General features: G+C 54.3%; 13 protein-coding genes, 1 other RNA gene and 1 pseudogene. 2 read left to right on the forward strand and 13 right to left on the reverse strand.

Going from position 1 to position 19,619, the window contains the following annotated elements:
- Positions 1-280: pseudogene (locus IGQ15_RS04975) on the forward strand (hypothetical protein); the annotation flags it as partial.
- On the opposite strand, the gene IGQ15_RS04980 reads toward IGQ15_RS04975, so the two are convergent.
- The 12 genes from IGQ15_RS04980 to gyrB all read right to left on the reverse strand — a co-directional run bounded on the left by IGQ15_RS04980 (position 261) and on the right by gyrB (position 17,863).
- A complete protein-coding gene (locus IGQ15_RS04980; RefSeq protein WP_297049197.1) occupies positions 261-926 on the reverse strand; it encodes a cytochrome b/b6 domain-containing protein in 666 nt (221 codons plus the stop codon). The pseudogene IGQ15_RS04975 and the gene IGQ15_RS04980 overlap by 20 nt on opposite strands.
- 2 nt (positions 927-928) lie before the next feature.
- Positions 929-1,759: a M48 family metallopeptidase gene (locus IGQ15_RS04985; RefSeq protein ID WP_297049199.1), complete on the reverse strand. Its 831-nt coding sequence runs from the start codon at positions 1,757-1,759 to the stop codon at positions 929-931.
- Between the two features lie 214 nt (positions 1,760-1,973).
- Positions 1,974-5,948, reverse strand: a complete 3,975-nt coding sequence (locus IGQ15_RS04990; protein ID WP_297049201.1) for a DNA-directed RNA polymerase subunit beta'' — start codon at positions 5,946-5,948, stop codon at positions 1,974-1,976.
- Positions 5,949-5,967: 19 nt separating this feature from the next.
- The gene (locus IGQ15_RS04995) at positions 5,968-7,836 is read right to left on the reverse strand and encodes a DNA-directed RNA polymerase subunit gamma (RefSeq protein ID WP_297049203.1); all 1,869 of its coding nucleotides are present in this window, start codon (positions 7,834-7,836) and stop codon (positions 5,968-5,970) included.
- Between the two features lie 76 nt (positions 7,837-7,912).
- A complete protein-coding gene (rpoB, locus tag IGQ15_RS05000) occupies positions 7,913-11,239 on the reverse strand; it encodes a DNA-directed RNA polymerase subunit beta (protein ID WP_297049205.1) in 3,327 nt (1,108 codons plus the stop codon).
- Positions 11,240-11,517: 278 nt separating this feature from the next.
- On the reverse strand, positions 11,518-11,715 hold the full coding sequence (locus tag IGQ15_RS05005) for a hypothetical protein (protein WP_297049207.1): 198 nt from the start codon (positions 11,713-11,715) through the stop codon (positions 11,518-11,520).
- Positions 11,716-11,981: 266 nt separating this feature from the next.
- A complete protein-coding gene (locus IGQ15_RS05010; protein ID WP_297049209.1) occupies positions 11,982-12,677 on the reverse strand; it encodes a DevA family ABC transporter ATP-binding protein in 696 nt (231 codons plus the stop codon).
- A 9-nt stretch (positions 12,678-12,686) separates the two neighbouring features.
- A complete protein-coding gene (devC, locus tag IGQ15_RS05015) occupies positions 12,687-13,841 on the reverse strand; it encodes an ABC transporter permease DevC (RefSeq protein ID WP_297049211.1) in 1,155 nt (384 codons plus the stop codon).
- Positions 13,842-13,850: 9 nt separating this feature from the next.
- A complete protein-coding gene (locus tag IGQ15_RS05020) occupies positions 13,851-15,014 on the reverse strand; it encodes an ABC exporter membrane fusion protein (RefSeq protein WP_297049213.1) in 1,164 nt (387 codons plus the stop codon).
- A gap of 92 nt (positions 15,015-15,106) precedes the next feature.
- A complete protein-coding gene (locus tag IGQ15_RS05025; protein WP_297049215.1) occupies positions 15,107-15,706 on the reverse strand; it encodes a pseudouridine synthase in 600 nt (199 codons plus the stop codon).
- A gap of 10 nt (positions 15,707-15,716) precedes the next feature.
- Positions 15,717-15,903: non-coding RNA, 6S RNA (ssrS, locus tag IGQ15_RS05030), on the reverse strand.
- A 37-nt stretch (positions 15,904-15,940) separates the two neighbouring features.
- Positions 15,941-17,863 (reverse strand): DNA topoisomerase (ATP-hydrolyzing) subunit B, encoded by a 1,923-nt coding sequence (gyrB, locus tag IGQ15_RS05035; RefSeq protein WP_297049218.1) that lies wholly within the window; start codon positions 17,861-17,863, stop codon positions 15,941-15,943.
- A gap of 126 nt (positions 17,864-17,989) precedes the next feature.
- Here gyrB and miaA point away from each other — a divergent pair, with 126 nt between their 5' ends.
- Positions 17,990-18,928, forward strand: coding sequence for a tRNA (adenosine(37)-N6)-dimethylallyltransferase MiaA (gene miaA, locus IGQ15_RS05040; RefSeq protein WP_297049221.1), 939 nt, complete (start codon positions 17,990-17,992; stop codon positions 18,926-18,928).
- Here the strand turns inward: miaA and IGQ15_RS05045 are convergent.
- Positions 18,871-19,614, reverse strand: coding sequence for a type 1 glutamine amidotransferase (locus tag IGQ15_RS05045; protein WP_297049224.1), 744 nt, complete (start codon positions 19,612-19,614; stop codon positions 18,871-18,873). The two genes, miaA and IGQ15_RS05045, sit on opposite strands and share 58 nt — an antisense overlap.
- Between the last annotated feature and the right edge of the window lie 5 nt (positions 19,615-19,619).

The raw sequence follows: 19,619 nt of genomic DNA on the forward strand, positions 1-19,619 counted from the left end.
TTATCACCATTTGCCCCCCCGCCCACCCCAAATGCACCAGCAGGTCTATGGCTGTCCCGCTGAGGAAGTGATTGCCTTCAGTGACACATTGACCTTTTTGCGAACACTGTTGACCCTGCGCTATGGTCCCGGCGATGCCTTGGTGGCGGCAACGCTGCGTTCCCTGTATCAACTCCGCCAGCGCGATCGCCAGTGGCTGGTGCAGGCAGCCCAATACCTGAACCGACTCCTCAAGGATGACTACGATCGTCTGCGGGGCATTATCGAGCAGTTAGGATAGCGGGCAAAACAAAAGCAGCCACAATTCCCAACAAAATAACAATTTCTAGACCCAACAACACTTGATTGGCAGGCTTGAGCCTACCCCCACGCCACCAGTTCTCGACCCGCCGATCCTCTGGCCGGATTGCAAAACTCACCATTGAAACCAAAAGTGGCCGCCCCCCTGCCTTTGCCCCCAGAATCAAGTGAGACAGCAAACTCAGGAGCACCACACTCCAAGCCCCCAAATGAGCCAAGTACCAGCCTCGATTTACCTCGCCTGTGGGCAACCACTCCTCCTGCATCATCCGTCCGGTGAGGAGGGCAAACGTGACGGCCACCAGCATTAGGGTATTTGCCAACCGTTGCCAAGCGTGCCAATTCCCTTGGCAAAGTTGCGCCCAGGATTTCTTAGGCAACAGCCGGCGATCGCCCCAATGAAAGCAGTAAAGCGCAAAGAAGGGAAACAGCAATAAAAGGAGGAGGGCAATTGTACCGTGGAGGCCTTGAATATCGGGAATCTTGGGTAGGGGCAGTGATCCCCAGCGGCCATCGTAGGTGTTATAAACCCAAAACCCTGAGATGAGAGCGAGGAGTGCCAAAATCGCCACCGCCCCATGGGCCAGGCGCAGCAGAAGGGGTTGATAGGGAATAGATTTGGCCATCGCTATTGACGAACAGGGTGTAATTGCTTGACGAGGCGATCGTACTGTTGAGTTTCTGCCCAATCAAGAATTTCCCGTGCCCGCAGAACAGGTAGAGGGTGGGTGAGTTGACTGGCTTGCAATTCCTTGAAAAGGTTGTACCAACCCCGATCAGCAGCCTCATATTCGCGGGCTTGGGCAACAAAGGCGTCGAGATTCAGGCGATCGCTCCACTGCGGCGAGCCACCACAGAGTTTCATGAGCACCGAGGCCACAATACGCGGGTCTTGGGTCACCAGTAATGCCGCGCGATCGCAGCTCAGTTCAGCACAGCGCAGCCAATGCATCAACTGGGTTTGCAGTCCTTGCGCCAAGAGCCAGCCCCAGGGGGAGAGTTGACTGGTGGCAAAAAGCAGCAGGTTGGCGATCGTCAGATACACGCCATGCTCGCACTTCAGATGTCCCAACTCGTGCGCCAGCACTGCCTGCAATTCCTTTGGTGTCAGCAGTTCCACAAGGGAGGAGTGCAGTACAACAAAGGGCTGCTTGCCCCGCATGGCAAAGGTATAGGCATTGGGGACAGGATGCTGTTTCAAATACAGTTGGGGTGGCTCTAGGTCTAAAATACGGCAAGCCTCGATATGAAGCCCGTAAATGTCTGGGAGTTGCTGTTCACTCAGGCGCAGGCTACTGCCAATATTTTCAAGGTAAAAGGCCTGCTCCGCCACCGAACCTAGGAGCGATCGCACGAGAATATCTAACCCCGCTAGTTGTTGGAGGGCTTGGGTGGCCTCGCGATCGCGGGGATGACGAAACTGATCAGCCCTGAGGTTGGAATACGCTGAAACAGGCATGAAATCGTAATGTTTACTCTGACCCCTCCACTGCCAATTTTAGAGGATGGCACAGGTTTCTTGCATCCCTGCCAAAACGTTCTGCGGTGCTCGGCATGATCTGTAACCTGAGACCAAAAAAGCTACGGCAAGGGCACCTACAGTTTGTCCTCAGGACATTCCTAGATTAGGTGCTAACCTCTACCGTAGCCTTCTGCAATCAAGGGAATTTTAGTTAGAAGGCGTCATCCTCCTCTTCCTCCCCATAGTCATCGTCCTCGTCTGTGAGGTCATCTTCCTCATCATCACTACTGGCGAATTCAAAATCGCGAGTCCGTCCAGTGATTTTTTCAATCACGTGGGGCGCCGTTTCATCGTCAATGAGGACATCCTCACCGAGGTCAGCGGTCACATTGACCATCATTGAGGGGGGTTCAGGTTCAGGGCTGATAACGTGGGTTTGTCCCAAACACTCCTCACCTTCTTCCCACTCCTCGTTGCCGTTGCTACTTTCCTCATAGCTGTTGAAGCCGGTTCCCGCTGGGATGAGACGGCCAATGATCACGTTTTCCTTGAGTCCCCGTAGCCAATCGGACTTGCCTTCAATGGCCGCTTCTGTGAGTACCCGCGTCGTCTCTTGGAAACTGGCGGCTGAAATGAAGCTATCGGTATTCAGCGAAGCCTTGGTAATCCCTAAAAGGACAGGGGTATATTGGGCAGGTGCACCACCGGTGAGTGCCATGGGTTCGTTGGCTTGCTCCGCTTGGCGCAGACTCATGAGTTCCCCAGAGAGAACGATTGTGTCGCCGGCATCATCAATCCGCACTTTTGAAGTCATCTGGCGGACAATGATCTCAATGTGCTTGTCAGAAATCTCAATGCCTTGGGTCAGGTACACCGACTGCACTTCGTTGACCAAAAACGACTGCACCTTTTCAAAGCTAATTTGGGCAGCTTTGAGTAACCCTTGGGGTTTGTAGTACTCAAAGTAAATCGAGAGGATGTCGTGGGGATCCACAAGGCCATCGGTGAGGGGGTCAGCGAGATTAACCTTTTGCCCATCCACCACCAAGGGGTTTTGACCCGGCAAGACAGGGTATTCCTGAATCGTGCCATCCTCTTCAATGACTTTGATATCTACGCTGTCATCACTGTTGTAGGTGACTTGACAGGTGCCGGGGCGCACAGCCAGCACGCATTTTTCCTTGGGATGGCGAGCTTCAAGGAGTTCTTCAATCCGAGGTAACCCCTGAATGATGTCACCCGTTTTCGCCCGCTCAAACACCAGCAGGGCGAGGTTATCCCCCCGTTGCACAAGGTCACCGTCCTCAATTTGCAGCACTGCCCCCGGCGAGACAAGGTAGGGACGGGCTAAGCGCAGGATGATGTGGTCATCGGCCACCGCCATTACCGCTGCTGTTTCTGGGGCAGTCACTCCCTTGGCAAGTTCATCGCCGGGACGCACGAGATCGCCAACTTTGACCGTAGGTTTAGCCCCGTTGGTCTCGATCCGCAGGCAATCGCTCTCGGTAACGACCAGAATGCGGCGAACCGCTTCCCCACTGCGCAAGATCCCCTGCACTTGACCCGCCTGCTTGGCTTTGATGTCCGTGCGGGCAATCACGGCACCGGGGCCAATGTGATCGCCATCTTTGACAAGAAGGGAAGTAAACGTACTGCCTTGGGTTTGATCCGCAGCAATGTCACGGCGAATTACCAAGGATTCCAGAATCACCAGTTGCAGGCGCTGGGCTTCTGCATCCACCTCATCCGTCACAATTTCAATGTCAGCAGCCAGTTGGGGGGCTTCGCTGCCAATCTCAAGGACTAACTGCGTCCGCAGCAGATCAACACCATCAACGGATTTCACTCGCTCATCGTGCTTGTAGGGCAACCGCTGTACGGCTCGCAGGCGAATGGACTGCCCTGAGCTATCGCTGGAGTCTTGGCTGGGTACCGATGGCTCATCAGGCACGCTAAATTCTTGGATGGGTCGCAGCAGAATCGCTGGCCCTTCAGGGGTGTCCTCTAGATAGTCCACTTGTGAGAGGGTTTCGACCACAAGGCCGGGGAGTACCTCTTCACCGGGACGCGCTAAGGTACCATGCTTCAGCCGCGCGGCTTCCGGATCATCTACAAGGTGCAGTTCGCCGGGCTTGATAATAATTTCCCGCAGGATGTCGTTTTTCTGGATGACTTCGACAACACCGCTGTTTTGACAGAAGATGTCCTTGACAACCTCCGTCCCCGCTTCGACGTATTGATTGTCCTCCACCATGAGCAGTGAGATATCTTTGTTGACCTCATGGGTTTCTTCGGGGATCCACAGGAGCGTCCCCCCCTTGAGGACTTCATAGCCCTGCTTGGCTTTGCCTTTTTTGGCCACTTCAATGTCGGCGTACTTGAGAATACCGCCAGTGATAGTGTGGTAGCGATCGTCAATGAGTTCAGCCACCACTTGACCATTGGCGACTTTTGTACCGGGGGCAGCCTTCAAGGAGAAGCGCTGACCAGTAGCGGTTTCAATAATGTAATGCTCGCGTCCCTGCTGCGTTTCTTTGAGCACCTTGGCCTTATCAAGCATCACCGAGGCAGTAATAATTTCCACCTCGCGACCTCCTTTGCTGTCCTGTTGCTCAGGGAGACGCACGACGCCGCCATGCTCGGTTTTCACCGTGGTTTCTGCAAGCACGGCTCCGGCTTCAATGCAATCGCCATTTTTAACAACCGGCTCCGCACCGGGAGGCAGGTTATAGACTTCCCCAGACAGTACCCAAATCAACCCACCTTTGGGGGCAATGCGCGTTGTGGTGCCTTGGCGATCGCGCTTCTCCTCTACCTCGAGGTTGACGAACTTCACTTGACCCGCCAAATCCGAGGCCACATCCTTGGTCACTTTCTCCGTGGACTTGCGGACACTGCGAGAGGCCTGCGCCACTTCCGCCAACAATTGACCCGCTTCAACGGTTTCACCATCCGCCACTAGCACAATTGACCCTTGGGAGAGGTCAAATTCTTGGCTCTGCTGACCACCTTTGATCACAAGCTTGCCAGCGGTTTCGACAATAAAGGCATCATCGCCATGACGAGTGCGGTAGGGACGTACCCGTAATTTCTTGCCGTACTCCACCGTGCCGGCAAAGGGCGCACGTTCTTGGCGAGCCACTTCCCCCGTAAACACCCCGCCGGTGTGGAACGTGCGCATTGTCAACTGCGTACCGGGTTCACCAATGGATTGAGCAGCAATAATCCCTACGGCTTCCCCCATATCCACGAGTTGGGCATGGGCAAGGCTCCAGCCGTAGCAGAGACGACACACAGAGCCAGTGGCCTCGCAAGTGAGGGGCGATCGCACCACTACTTCTTCGATACCGGCATTGACAATTTTCTTTGCTAGATCAGCAGAGATGGCTTGATTTTTGGCCACCAGCACTTCGCCCGTTTCCGGATGGCAGACATCATTGAGCACCACCCGACCCAAAAGCCGATCCTCTAGCGCCAGTACCTTATCCCCCACCGTCATACTGCGCAGCGTAATGCCCCGCTCCGTTTCACAATCCTCTTCGCGGATAATCACATCTTGGGAGACATCCACCAAGCGACGGGTCAGGTAACCGGAGTCCGCCGTCCGCAGTGCTGTATCCACCAACCCCTTGCGGGCACCATAGGAGGAAATAATGTACTCCGTCACCGTCAGCCCTTCGCGGAAGTTGGTTTTAATCGGCAGGTCAATGATTTCCCCTTGGGGATTGGCCATCAACCCCCGCATTCCCACCAACTGGCGCACCTGCGAGAGATTCCCCCGTGCCCCCGAGAAGGCCATCATGTACACGGAGTTGAGGACATCGGTATCGCGGAAGTGCCGCACCACCTCATTTTTCAGTTCTTCGTTGGTGGTGTTCCAAGTGTCAATCACCTTCTGGAAGCGTTCCACCTCCGTGATTTCACCCCGCGAGTAGCGCTCCTGAGCGGTTTTAATTTCCTTTTCGGCCGCTTCGAGGAGTTCCTGTTTTTTCGGCGGCACGAGCAGGTCATCCACACTGATAGAGACGCCGGCGCGGGTGGCATAGCGAAAGCCAAGGTCTTTGACTTTGTCGGCCATTTCCGCTGTGCGGGCGGTGCCAAAGTTGCTAAAGGACCAAGCAATCAGGTTCCGCAAGCCTTTTTTGTCAATGATGCGGTTAAAGAAAACAGGCTTTTTCTCAGTCATGGTGTTGGGGTCTCCCAAATTAACTGGCTAGGGCTTCTTGAATCGTTTGGTTGTAGATGATGCGACCGGGGGTGGTGCGGATGTATTGGGAAATCAGTTGACCGTTGGCATCCTCCTTGACCCGCCGCAGGGGATACTCCAGCAAACGAGAACCATCTTCATAGGTCGTAATCTGGGGTTCACTAGTGTCGCCATCGTCCACCTCACCGTCGTAGCGCACCCAGACAAAGGCATGGAGCGGCAAGTGTCCCTGTTCGTAGGCGATGACCACGTCTTGCAAGTTGGCATAGTAGCGATCGCTATAATCCGGCAGCTTTGGATTTTCTGCCGTCAAGTAATAGCAGCCCAAAACCATATCTTGGCTAGGGGTAATAATCGGCTTGCCCGTGGCCGGCGACAGAATATTATTTGAGGCTAGCATCAGCATCCGCGCCTCCGCTTGAGCCTCAATCGAGAGAGGCACGTGCACCGCCATCTGGTCACCGTCAAAGTCCGCGTTGAAGGCAGGACACACCAAGGGGTGTAGTTGAATGGCACGCCCCTCCACTAGAATTGGCTCAAAGGCCTGAATCCCCAAACGGTGGAGTGTCGGCGCACGGTTGAGCAGCACCGGGTGACCCTCAATCACCTCCTCCAGCACATCCCAAATTTGGGGGTCATTGCGCTGGATCATCCGCTTCGCTGCCTTAATGTTGTTGACAATTTGTTGGCGAATCAGGCGGTGAATCACAAAGGGCTGGAAGAGTTCAATAGCCATTTCCCGAGGCAGGCCGCACTGGTGCATTTGCAGTTTTGGCCCCACCACAATCACCGAACGACCGGAGTAGTCCACCCGTTTCCCCAGCAGGTTTTGGCGGAAGCGACCCTGTTTGCCCTCAATAATGTCGGAAAGAGACTTCAGGGGACGGTTATTGGCGCCCACCACTGTGCGACCGCGACGACCATTATCAATCAGGGCATCCACCGCCTCTTGCAGCATCCGCTTCTCATTGCGGACAATAATCTCCGGGGCGAGAATCTCTTGCAGGCGGGCAAGGCGGTTGTTGCGGTTAATGACGCGGCGGTACAAGTCATTGAGGTCAGAGGTAGCAAAACGCCCGCCATCTAACTGCACCATTGGCCGCAGATCCGGTGGAATCACAGGAATCACCGTCAAGACCATCCATTCCGGCTTGGAGCCAGTGGCAATAAAGTTATCGATCACCCGCAGCCGTTTGATCAGCTTGGCGCGTTTTTGCCCCTTGGAGTTGAGGATTTCCTGCCGCAGTTGGTCAGCCTCCGCTTGCAAATCTAAATCCCGAAGCAGGCGTTGAATGGCTTCAGCCCCAATGCCCACCTCAATGCCCTCTAGCTCTGAGTCTTCGCTGTAGATCTCTTCCTCGATTTCCTGCCACTGATCTTCGCTCAGGAGCTGCTTGTAGCTGAGACCGGGGTGATTGCCCGGATCTAGCACTACATAGGAGTTGAAATAGACAATTTGCTCTACATCCCGCAGGGGCATATCCAGCAGGATCGCCATGTAGCTGGGAATCCCCTTCAGATACCAGACATGCGTAACTGGGGCAGCTAACTTAATATAGCCCATGCGATGGCGGCGCACTCGCGATTCAGTGACTTCAACGCCACAACGTTCGCAGACAATGCCACGATGGCGTACCCGCTTGTATTTACCACAGTGGCACTCCCAATCCTTAGCAGGCCCAAAGATCCGCTCGCAGAAGAGGCCGTCCATCTCTGGCTTGAGCGTGCGATAGTTAATGGTTTCTGGTTTGGTGACCTCGCCCACCACTTGACCGTTGGGTAGCGTGCGCTGCCCCCATTGGATGATGCGCTCCGGTGACGCGAGAGACACTTTTACATAATCAAAGCGTTGCTCGATTCTGGGCATAAGCTCACAAATCCTTTGACGGTGAATGGATCAAGGGGGCGATCGCCCCCAAACAAGCTGACTCAGTTCTGAGTGTTTAGAATGTCGTTGCCCCTTCTTTGTCGTCCGTGTCGTCTAGGGCACTGTAGTCAATTGTGGGTCGTGGCGGTGTACGGCGAGGGCTGACATCCACCATCAAGTCCACCTCGGGGTCAGGTTTCATTTCGCCATCATCATCAAAGCTGGGAATACTGGCCTTGCGCACGGAAATATCCAAGCACAGGGATTGTAGCTCCCGCATCAGCACCTTGAAGGACTCTGGCGTGCCCGGTCGTGGAATGGATTGCCCCTTAACAATGGCATTGAGGGCTTCATTGCGTCCTTGCATATCATCGGACTTGACCGTCAGCAACTCTTGGAGAATATAGGCGGCACCATAGGCTTCCAATGCCCACACCTCCATTTCGCCGAAGCGCTGACCCCCTTGTTGGGCTTTACCACCGAGGGGCTGTTGGGTAACCAAGGAGTAGGGACCTGTGGAGCGGGCGTGGATCTTATCGTCCACCAAGTGCACGAGCTTCAGCATATAGGCCATCCCCACCGTCACTGGTCGGTCAAAGGGTTCACCAGTGCGGCCATCATAGACGACCATTTTGCCCGGATCCTCAGGATTAAAGACCCAATCTTGACCCGTGACTTCTTTGGCCTCTTGCAGCTTGGCATGGACGGTTTCGCGGGATTTTTCCTTGCCGTGCATTTCATCAAAGGGAGTAATTTTGAAGCGACGCCCCAGGCACTCCCCAGCCCAGCCCAGCAAACACTCATAGACTTGCCCCACATTCATCCGTGAGGGCACCCCCAGGGGATTGAGGACAATATCCACGGGGCGACCATCGGGCAGGAAGGGCATATCCTCTACAGGGAGAATGCGCGAAATAATCCCCTTGTTGCCGTGGCGGCCAGCCATTTTATCCCCCACTTGGATTTTGCGCTTCTGTGCCACATAGACCCGCACCACCATATTGGCACCAGGGGGTAGCTCATCTCCCTGCTCACGAGTAAAGACGCGCACATCGACAACGCGACCTTTTTCACCATTGGGCACCCGCAGGGAGTTATCCCGCACATCCCGCGCTTTTTCACCAAAGATGGCCCGCAGGAGTTTTTCTTCGGGGGGCTGATCCGATTCCCCTTTGGGGGTGACTTTACCCACAAGAATATCGCCCGCCTCTACAAAGGCACCAATGCGGATAATGCCGTTTTCATCCAACTGCCGCAGGGCATCTTCAGAGACGTTGGGCACTTCGCGGGTAATTTCCTCAGGACCTAGTTTAGTTTGTCGCGCCTCGATTTCGTACTTCTCAATGTGGATGGAGGTATAGACATCCTCTTGCACCAGCCGTTCGCTGATCAGGATCGCGTCTTCGTAGTTGTAGCCCTCCCAAGGCATATAGGCGACAAGGATGTTTTGGCCAAGGGCAAGTTCACCCCCCTCAGTGGCGGAGCCATCGGCAATCACTTGCCCCGCTTGGACGCGATCGCCGACAAAGACAATCGGTCGTTGATTCAAGCAGGTATCTTGGTTGGAGCGCTGATACTTTTGCAGCGTGTAGGTAATCTCAGGGCCGTTATCGGTTTTGACGCGAATTTGATTGGCATCCACATAGGTGACCACGCCGTTGGTCTGGCTGAGAATTACCATCCCAGAGTCCCGTGCTGCCTGAGCCTCTAAGCCGGTACCCACTAAGGGACGGTGCGATCGCAACAGGGGGACTGCCTGCCGCTGCATGTTGGATCCCATGAGGGCACGGTTGGCGTCATCATGCTCCAAAAAGGGAATCAGCGATGTGGCCACAGAGATAATCTGTACTGGCGAAACCGCTACATAGTCCACCTGATCGGGGGTGGTGGTGGTGAAATCTTGACGATAACGTACAGGCACTACATCCCCAAGGATATAGCCGTTTTCATCGGTGGGCACATCCCCCGGCGCCACTCGCTTATCATCCTCTTCGTCAGCGGTCATGTAAACAGGAGGCTGATCCTTGAGGACGCGACCATCTTTCACCGGATAGAAAGGCGTCTCAATAAAGCCATATTCATTGACGCGGGCATGGGTCGCCAAGGAACCAATCAACCCAGCGTTGGGGCCTTCAGGGGTTTCAATGGGGCAAATGCGACCATAGTGACTCGGGTGAATATCCCGCACCGCAAAGCCCGCCCGCTCCCGAGTGAGACCACCGGGGCCTAGGGCACTCAAGCGCCGTTTGTGGGTGAGTTCCGCGAGGGGGTTGGTCTGATCCATGAATTGGGAAAGCTGGCTAGAGCCAAAGAATTCCTTAATGGCCGCCACCAAGGGCTTTGGATTCACCAGCGAAGTGGGTGTCAAAGAATCTGTGTCAGACACCGTCATCCGCTCACGAATAATGCGCTCTAGGCGATTGAGGCCAACGCGCACTTGGTTTTGCAGCAATTCACCAACAGAACGGACGCGGCGGTTGCCCAAGTGGTCAATGTCATCAATCGTTCCTAGATCAAACTCTAGGTTAATCAGATAATCAATGGCCGCAAGAATATCCTCTGGGGTGAGGATGCGCACTGAGTCAGGAATATTCAATTGCAACTTGCGGTTGAGCTTGTAGCGACCCACCCGGCCAAGGTCGTAGCGTTTGGGATCAAAGAAGCGCGATTCCAGAAGCTGTTGTCCCCCTGAAACCGTGGGCGGCTCCCCTGGCCGCAGTTTTTTGTACAGTTCAATAAGGGCATCTTCCTCGGAGAATTTGCCTTCTTTTTCAACGGTTTTTTGGTAGTACTCGGGGTGGCGCAGCCGCTCTAGGATTTCGCTATCGGTTAATCCTAAGGCTTTGAGGAGAACGTGCGCCGAGAGCTTACGGGTTTTGTCAATGCGTACCCACAGCAGATCGTTTTTATCGGTTTCAAATTTCAGCCAAGCGCCCCGGTTGGGAATCAGGCTGGCATTGTAGGTACGGCGACCATTTTTGTCGGTTTCTGATTTGTAGTAAACGCCGGGACTGCGGACAATCTGGTTGACAATGACGCGCTCTGCACCATTGATAATGAATGTCCCGCGATCGGTCATCAGGGGCAGATCGCCAATGAACACATCTTGGTCAATGATATTGCCGTTTTCTTTGTTAATGAGGCGAGTCGGGACATACATTTGCATTGAGTAGGTGGCATCCCGCCGCTTGGCCTCATCTACGCTATACTTTGGCTCCTTGAGTCGGTAGTCCTTGGCCAAAAAGTGCAACTCAATTTTGCCAGTATAATCAGTAATTGGGGAAAAACTCTCTAGCTCTTCAATGAGTCCTTCTTCAAGAAACCATCGGAAGCTGGCCCGCTGAATCTCGACAAGGTCTGGCAAGGTAAAAGCGGGTGGCGTGTAAATCTGATTACTAGCCATGTATATCCTCTAGAGGGTATCGCTAAAACGCGGATCTTGCATCTTAAACGAAGAGGCGTTGCCCTGTCAAGCACACCAAAGACTCCGCTTACAGCAAAAGTTGCCGCCGGAGACCTCTGGCAAGATGAAGCTGTTGGGAACGAGAAGAATTGACAAGTGCCACTGCCGCGCTTGCAAGCCGCTACCTATGACCATAGCACAGAGTTCTTACACTTAATCAACGGTTATTCTCAATCCTGTGTGTAGGGTTTCCAAAACAAGGTTTAAATGACCATCTCTCAGGGCTGGCCAGGGTAGCCACAATCCAAGAAGTGCCTACTGCGAAAAATGCCGTGGTCATCGGGCGCTTGAGGATCGTAGGCGGCACTGCTACTGGCAATTGCGACAATGAGTTCAGGTGCCCCTTCAAGATAATCCTCCTCGCTGATACGGGAGGTGCCATTGACAAGACGCAGGAGGGCATCGGGTTGCACCACTGTTCGGGCATCTCAGCGGAGTGTGGCATGTCGAGCACCATGACGTTGGCCGTTGCTGCTTCAAAGGTCATTAGCCAGCCCATGATGAGACGGTGGGGACGGCTGTGGGAATTCACCCGCGTACACGACTCCGTTAATTAGTTCCGCTGTTTAATGTGGGGACATTGGGCATACAGGCGCTCAAAGGCCTCGCGACTGCGGCGATCGCCACTCTCTAAAATGGGTACTGTTCGAGCCACAAACATCATCAGCGGATTTATTCTAGGCTAGACGGAAATGCCAATCGTGGTTTCTGAGAGGCGGCCATCTTCCATGTGAATAATGCGATCGGCGACATCGAGAATACGGTTATCGTGGGTCACAATTAAAATCGTGCAGCCCTGTTCACGGGCAAGGGTACGCATAATTTCCACCACATCGCGACCAGATTTTTTATCGAGGGCAGCCGTGGGTTCATCTGCGAGAACAATTTTGGGATGTCCCACGAGAGCGCGGGCGATCGCCACCCGTTGCTTTTGCCCCCCCGAGAGTTCATGGGGATAGTAGTCAAGGCGCTCTCCAAGGCCAACGGCACAGAGCATTGCTTCCACTCGTTCTCGGACTTCCTGTCGACTGAGGTGGGGTTGCAGATCCAGTGCCATCTGCACATTTTGGCGAGCTGTCAAGGCATGGAGCAGATTGTGCCCTTGGAAGATATAGCCCGTTTGCCGCCGAATTTGAATCTGCTGCTCTTTTGTGGCGTTGCGTAGCTCCTGACCCAGCACCCGCAGACTGCCCTCTTGTGCCGATCGCAAAGCACCAATCAAGGTTAACAGTGTGGTTTTCCCTGACCCCGAAGGCCCCGTCATGATCACAATTTCACCCGCCTCAATGCGAGCGCAGAGATCAAAGAGAATTTGCTTACGCAGTTGCCCCTGACCAAAGTAGTGATTGAGGCCTTGAATCTGGATCACCGGCTCCATAACACCATCCTAGAAAATATCCGCAGGATCGGCTTGTTGAATCCGCCGCAGGGTGATCGCCCCTGAGAGAGTACACATAAGCACCGTGAGTGTAAAAACCAAACTGGCCCGCTCCACCGTCATCCAAACTGGCAGCGATGTGGCATTGGCAATGAGGATATACAGTAGAAACGAAACAATGAACCCCGGAATATAGCCCATACAGGAAAGAATTAACGATTCCTGCATCACCACACCATAGAAGAATACGTCGCGATAGCCCATCGCTTTGAGGGTGGCATACTCTGCCAAGTGATCCGTGACATCGGTGTAGAGAATTTGATAAACAATCACAGAGCCAACAATAAAGCCCATCAAGGCGCCGAGGGAGAAAATAAAGCCAATGGAGGTACTCTTTTCCCAGTAGCTGCGTTCAAACTCAGCAAACTCCTCACGGGTCATGACTAGGACATCATTCCCTAGGGCAGCCTTCATCCGCCGTGCCAGTGCCTTGGTATTCACCCCCGGCTGCACCCGTACTAAACCCACATCAATCAGCCCGGGATTCCGTTCGGGAAAGAGACGCAAAAAGTTCAAGTCACTCGTGAGTAAATTGCCATCGGCGCCAAAGTTAGCGCCCATGCGAAATAGGCCTGCTACGGTGATTTTGCGGCCAGAGACCTCGGTCGTGACCTCCTCCCCTTGGCGGTATAGCTCTGGAATTGGGCCAAACTCAGCGCGGGATTGAGCATCAAAAAGGACATGATCCGCTAGCTTAATGGCATCCTGCCAGTGGGGGGTATCGGATACGGAAATAGATACCGCCATCGGATCCACGCCAATCACCATTAGTTGGCGGGTACTTTTGTTAATGGGATTGCGCCACAGACCAAAACTGAGGTAGAGGGGAGAGACGGACTCCACCCCTTCAAAACCCGCTGCTTGGTAGAGTCGCCGTCGGGGGAAGCTGCGCATGGCAATGAGTGCCGTGGATTGGGGACTAATGAGAACAATATCGGTGTTTAGGCTCTCGTGGAAGCGCACTGCCGCCTTAAAAAGGGCATCCCGAAAGCCAAACTGCATGAGCATTAGCACCACGGCAAAGGCAATGCCAGCGATCGCCACCAGGAGGCGAATCCGTTCCCGAATGAGTTGCAACCAAGCTAAGGGAATCGCAAAAATCATCCGTGCACCTCAGCGGGGATCAATCGCCACTTCTACCTGCATATTCGTCAGACCCGCCACTGGCTCACTGTTATCTAAGCGAATTTTGACTTCCACAACCCGCGCATCGGTTTTGGCGGCTGGATCCGTATCAGTCACGTCATTCTTGGCCACCAACAACCCCACTTGAGCGACGCGGCCACTAATCGGCGCATTGAGGGCACTGCTGCGAATTTCAGCGGGCTGACCGACACGAACCCGAGGCACATCGGTCTCATAGACCTCAGCAACGGCATACATTTGGTCGGTATTCCCCAATTCAAGAATCCCCCGTTCATTGATCGTTTCGCCGGCTCTGGTGTGAATCCGCAGCACCCGACCATTGCGGGGGGCACGAATGATAGTGCGTTCAAGACGGGCTTCCGCCAGTTGTAGATTGCGCTCTGCTGAGAGGAGTTGCACTTGGGTTTGCACCCGTCCCAGATTGGCTTGGGCGGCCTCCACTTGAGCATTCGCGGTGGCTAATTCTGTGCGGCGCTCTTCCTGTAGGCGAACGAGGTTGGCTTGGGCGTTGCGTAGTTCTTCCTGTAAGCTCCGGACGCGGACAGTGCGATCGTCAAGATCCTGTTGCGACACTGCCCCATCGGCAAAGAGCTGGGCAAAGCGCTGATATTCCCGGTGGGCGGTCTCGAGTTCCGCTTGGATGCGCTGAATTGTGGCCTGCTGGGCTTGAATGGCGGCAATCGCCGGTTCATTGGCGCGATCGCGACGGCGTTCAGCTTCGGCAATTTGAGCAAGGGCTAAGCGGGTTTCGGCCTCATAGCGTAGGCGGGCTTCCTGCCATTGACTGGCAGCCAAATCGCGTTCGGCTTTGCGCTCCGGATAGGTATCTAAATAGGCAAGGGGCTGACCGGCAACCACGCGATCGCCCTCGCGCACTAGGAGCTGCCCCAACCGCTCGGTCATTGAGGGAGCACTGACGGCCACCACTTCCCCTTCGGGTTCCAAGCGACCCAAAGCCGTAATGCGATCGCTCACTGGATTGGCCAGGGCAGCTTGAATGGCTCGCTCTTCATTGGCGCGGTGTTGTTGCTGCCAGTAGCTAAGACTCAGTGCAAAACTTCCCAAGGCGATGGCGATCGCTCCCCCAATTAACCACGGACGACCAATTTTACTGAGAAATGGTTGTCCCATGGGACGACCTCATCAATCAATGTAGGGCTATCAAAAACAGGGGGTGTTACCTCGTCTATCTTAGTATAGTCCCTCAAGATTGTTAAAGAATGCTAAGCACGTTGAGCAGGTCGCCGACCACAAAGCTGCCAAAGAACTTGTTGCTCTTGGGCACAGAGTTCCCGCCACTGGCCGGGGGCAAGGTCACCCAACTGCAGGTGGGCGATCGCCGCCCGTACCAAGCGTAGTGTGGGAAATCCTACCGCAGCCGTCATGCGGCGGACTTGGCGATTGCGACCTTCCCATAGCGTCAAGCTCAGCCACTGGGTAGGGATATGGCGGCGATAGCGAATCGGGGGATCCCTTGGCGGCAAAGGGGGGTCTTGCTTCAGTACCTCTACACGAGCCGGTCGGGTGCGATAGCCTTGGATGATTACCCCCGCTGCCAATTGAGTCAGGGCTGCTGTATCAGGTTCACCTTCCACCTGTACCCAGTAGGTGCGCGGATGGCCATAGCGGGGATCCGTCAAGCGGTGTTGCAACCAGCCATCATTGGTGAGGAGAACCAGCCCCTCGCTGTCGTAGTCTAGGCGGCCAGCGGGATAAACATCGGGAATAGGAACGTAATCCTTGAGGGTCGATCGCCCCTCTTGATCTTGAAATTGACAAAGCACCCGATAGGGCTTGTACAGGAGAATGTAGCGATGGCTCATGGTTCGGAAAAGTCTAACCGCGACGCCGTTTTACCTCAGTTTATGACCTAGTAAAGACTAGGGGGGAATGCTAACCGCAGACTTAGAAGTTTCTGGCTCAAAGACCAGTTTACTGCCGCCCACAGTGTTGATTCCCAAATGTTTTGCAATTGTAGATCACAAAACAATATTGGCAGTCACCAACGCCGCAGCCAAACTAAAGCCACTATAGCACATTTACTCTAGGGACTGGTGTTAGATATCGAGGTTTTCTAGCGCCAACTGTGGGCCATAGGTCTCGATAAATTCGCGACGAGGTGCCACGCGATCGCCCATGAGGATCGTAAAAATGCGATCGGCCTCAGCGGCATCTTCAATTTCTACTCGTTTGAGAATCCGCGTCTCTGGGTTCATCGTCGTTTCCCACAACTGCTCAGGCATCATTTCCCCAAGACCCTTAAAGCGCTGGATTGTGTAGTTAGCATTTTCCGCGAAGGAGGCAATCTGCTGTTGTAGCTCGCGATCGCTATAGCAATAGAAGTGCTGTCGCCCCCGTTCCACTTTATACAGGGGAGGGCAGGCAATATACACAAAGCCTTGGTTGATTAATTCCTGCTGATAGCGATAGAAAAAGGTTAGCAACAGCGTGCGAATATGGGAACCATCCACGTCCGCGTCCGTCATGAGAATGACTTTGTGATAGCGCAGCTTGGTAGGATCAAATTCCTCGCCCTTCACGCCTAACCCCAAGGCAGTAATTAAGGACTGCACCTCATTATTTTTATAGATTTTGGCGTCGTCAGTTTTCTCAATGTTGAGAATCTTCCCCCGCAGTGGCAAAATTGCTTGAAAACGGCGATCGCGCCCCTGTTTGGCACTCCCCCCCGCAGAATCCCCCTCAACAATGAAGATCTCGGAGACAGCCGGATCTCGGGAACTGCAATCCGCTAATTTCCCTGGCAGTGTTGAAGACTCCAGCACCGACTTGCGGCGCACCATTTCCCGTGCCCGCCGTGCCGCTTCAGCCGCATTAAAGGCTTGGATCGCTTTTTCTAGAATGGCGTCAGTCACCGTTGGATGAAAGTCCAGGTATTCGGTTAGGGCTTCGCCCACAATGGCATCCACAATGCCGCGTACTTCTGTATTGCCCAGCTTTGTTTTGGTTTGCCCTTCAAATTCAGGGTTGGGGACCTTGACGGAAATGATCGCTGTCAGACCTTCACGAATGTTTTCGCCGGCAAGGTTGGCATCGTTGTCTTTGAGTTTGTTGCGCTTGCGGCCAAGGGCATTGAGGGTCCGCGTCAGGACTGCCTTTAGCCCCTCCATGTGGGTACCGCCATCAATGGTGCGGATATTATTGGCAAAGCCTAGCAGGTTTTCACTGTAGGCATCGGCACACCACTGTAGGGCTGCTTCCACCTGCACGTCGTTTTTTTCCCCTTGAATGTAGATGATCTCTGGGTGAAGGGGTTCCTTTTCCTGCACCATGTAGCGGACATATTCACGGATGCCGCCTTCATAGCAGTAGGTTTCACTCAGGGGAGGCGTAACGCGCAAATCTTGGAAATCAATGCGGACGCCAGCATTGAGGTAGGCCAGTTCCCGCAGCCGTGTCATCAGCACTTTGGCGTCAAATTCAATCGTTTCTGTGAAAATCTGGCGATCGGGAAAGAAGGTCACTGACGTACCCTGCCGTTTCTCACTATCGGGGGTCTTTTCGAGGGGAGTCATGGGAACCCCCCGTTCATAGCGCTGATGATGGACAAAACCATTGCGCCACACCGTCACTGCTAACCATTCCGAGAGGGCGTTGACCACAGAGACACCAACCCCGTGCAACCCCCCTGAGACTTTGTAGCCGCCATCGCCAAATTTGCCCCCTGCGTGAAGCACCGTCATCACCGTCTCAACCCCAGAGACGCCTGTATCGGGGTGAATATCCGTCGGAATACCGCGCCCATTGTCGGTGACAGTGACGGAGCCATCGGCATTAATCTGGACTAAAATGGTGGAGCAGTATCCTGCTAAGGCTTCATCAACGGAGTTGTCCACGACTTCATAGACCAAGTGGTGGAGTCCCTTGGGGCCGGTGCTGCCGATGTACATCCCCGGTCGTGTCCGCACGGGTTCAAGGCCTTTGAGCACCCGCAACTGGGCAGAGGAATACTCGGCGGTCATGGCAACTCCCTAATTGCTATAGAATCGAGGCAAATGCGTCTTTACTTGCCTAAATGTTAAATCTGACCTAAATCTTAGCACATAGGGGTTATAGGCGATTCTAGGAAATTTTCAGGCTGTATTTGAGTGGGGGATGCAGGACTAATTGTTATTGGGGGGGCCACGGCCACAGGCAAAACGGCGCTGGCGATCGCCCTTGCCCAGCAGTTGAATAGCGTGATTTTGAGTGCGGACTCCCGCCAAGTCTATCGAGGCTTTGATATTGGCACCGCCAAGCCCACCCCAGCCCAGCAACAGCAGGTGCCTCACCACCTCATTGATATTTGTGACCCCCGCGATACTTTGACCCTAGCGATTTACCAAGCCAAAGCCCAAGCCCTGATTGCCTACTACCACGCCCAAGGAATCACGCCTCTTTTGGTGGGGGGAACAGGATTGTACATCCGCAGTATTACCCAAGGGCTAACGATGCCCCAAGTCCCACCGCAACCGCATCTACGGGCACAGTTGATGGCGCTGGGTCAGCAGGAATGCTATCAATGGCTTCAGCAGGTGGATCCTGTGGCGGCGCAACGCATCCATGCCCACGATCAAGTGCGTACCCTGCGTGCCTTAGAAGTCTATTACGTAACGGGGGTACCCCTCAGCCAGCAGCAGCGGCGTGAACCGCCTCCCTACCCGATTTGGTACTTTGCCCTGGCGGGGGGCGATCGTCAGCAACAGCGGGCACGGATTGAAGAACGCACTGACCAGATGCTAGCCATGGGATGGCTCGATGAAATTCGGCAACTGCAAGCGCAGTACGGTGATGAACTGCCCCTATTAGACACGCTGGGCTATCGGGAAATGCGCCAATATCTGCGGGGAGAGGTCACACTCACGGAGGCCATTGCCCTCACAGTGCAGCACACACAGCAGTTTGCCAAACGACAGCGGACATGGTTTCGGGCAGAACCGGGGATTCATTGGCTGCAAGCCACTACCCTAGAGGAGCAACTCGCAGAGATTCAAACACAATTGGCAGAGTGGCTCAGCACTACCTCAACAAAGCGGCGGATCAACTGATTAGCGTAGGGGGTGGGACGGGCTGTTTGCTTGAGTTTTTCCAGTTCGGCAGTGCCCAATTGATAGCGATCGCAATAACGGCTAATGCGGGCAATCAGGTCGCGATCGTCCACCTCGGGATGAAACTGAAAGCCATAGAAGGGCTTGCCCGCCAACCGAAAGGCATGGTAGGGACACAACTCACTGTAGGCTAGTAAGGTCGCTCCCGTTGGGAGGGTCAAGGCGCGCTCCTGATGTCCGGAAATGGCCAAAAAGGGATTGGGAAAGCCAGCAAACAATGGATCCGCAACCCCCGCTGGGGTGAGATACAAAGGGTAGGTGCCCATTTCCATAGCCTCGCGATCCACAATCACCTGCCCCCCTAAGGCCTGCACTGCCAATTGAAAGCCAAAGCAGGAGGCCAACACGGGAATCTCCTGCTCAATACAGGCCAAAATTAAGTCCATTGCGGGCGGTACAAAGCGATAGATTTCTGGCTTGAGCACTGTGGCATCACTGGAGCCACCGATAAAAAGTGCATCAAAGCCTTGAATACAGTCGGGGGTAAAGTCAGCACACTCAAAGCCATTGAGCACCGTAAATTGCTCCGCGGCCAAACCGCTCAGGCGGATAAATTCCGCCAATTCCTCCTGCTGGGTGGTGCGATCGCCCCGTGCCTGAAGCAGTAGAATCCGTAGAGAGTTCACAGTTC

It is taken from the genome of Thermosynechococcus sp. M98_K2018_005, assembly GCF_015295825.1.
GTDB lineage: Bacteria > Cyanobacteriota > Cyanobacteriia > Thermosynechococcales > Thermosynechococcaceae > Thermosynechococcus.

Excerpts from the sequence above, each read along its gene's own strand:
- IGQ15_RS04980 (WP_297049197.1), bottom strand. The coding sequence starts at position 926 with ATGGCCAAATCTATTCCCTATCAACCCCTTCTGCTGCGCCTGGCCCAT.
- IGQ15_RS04985 (WP_297049199.1), bottom strand. The coding sequence starts at position 1,759 with ATGCCTGTTTCAGCGTATTCCAACCTCAGGGCTGATCAGTTTCGTCAT.
- IGQ15_RS04990 (WP_297049201.1), bottom strand. The coding sequence starts at position 5,948 with ATGACTGAGAAAAAGCCTGTTTTCTTTAACCGCATCATTGACAAAAAA.
- IGQ15_RS04995 (WP_297049203.1), bottom strand. The coding sequence starts at position 7,836 with ATGCCCAGAATCGAGCAACGCTTTGATTATGTAAAAGTGTCTCTCGCG.
- rpoB (WP_297049205.1), bottom strand. The coding sequence starts at position 11,239 with ATGGCTAGTAATCAGATTTACACGCCACCCGCTTTTACCTTGCCAGAC.
- IGQ15_RS05010 (WP_297049209.1), bottom strand. The coding sequence starts at position 12,677 with ATGGAGCCGGTGATCCAGATTCAAGGCCTCAATCACTACTTTGGTCAG.
- devC (WP_297049211.1), bottom strand. The coding sequence starts at position 13,841 with ATGATTTTTGCGATTCCCTTAGCTTGGTTGCAACTCATTCGGGAACGG.
- IGQ15_RS05020 (WP_297049213.1), bottom strand. The coding sequence starts at position 15,014 with ATGGGACAACCATTTCTCAGTAAAATTGGTCGTCCGTGGTTAATTGGG.
- IGQ15_RS05025 (WP_297049215.1), bottom strand. The coding sequence starts at position 15,706 with ATGAGCCATCGCTACATTCTCCTGTACAAGCCCTATCGGGTGCTTTGT.
- gyrB (WP_297049218.1), bottom strand. The coding sequence starts at position 17,863 with ATGACCGCCGAGTATTCCTCTGCCCAGTTGCGGGTGCTCAAAGGCCTT.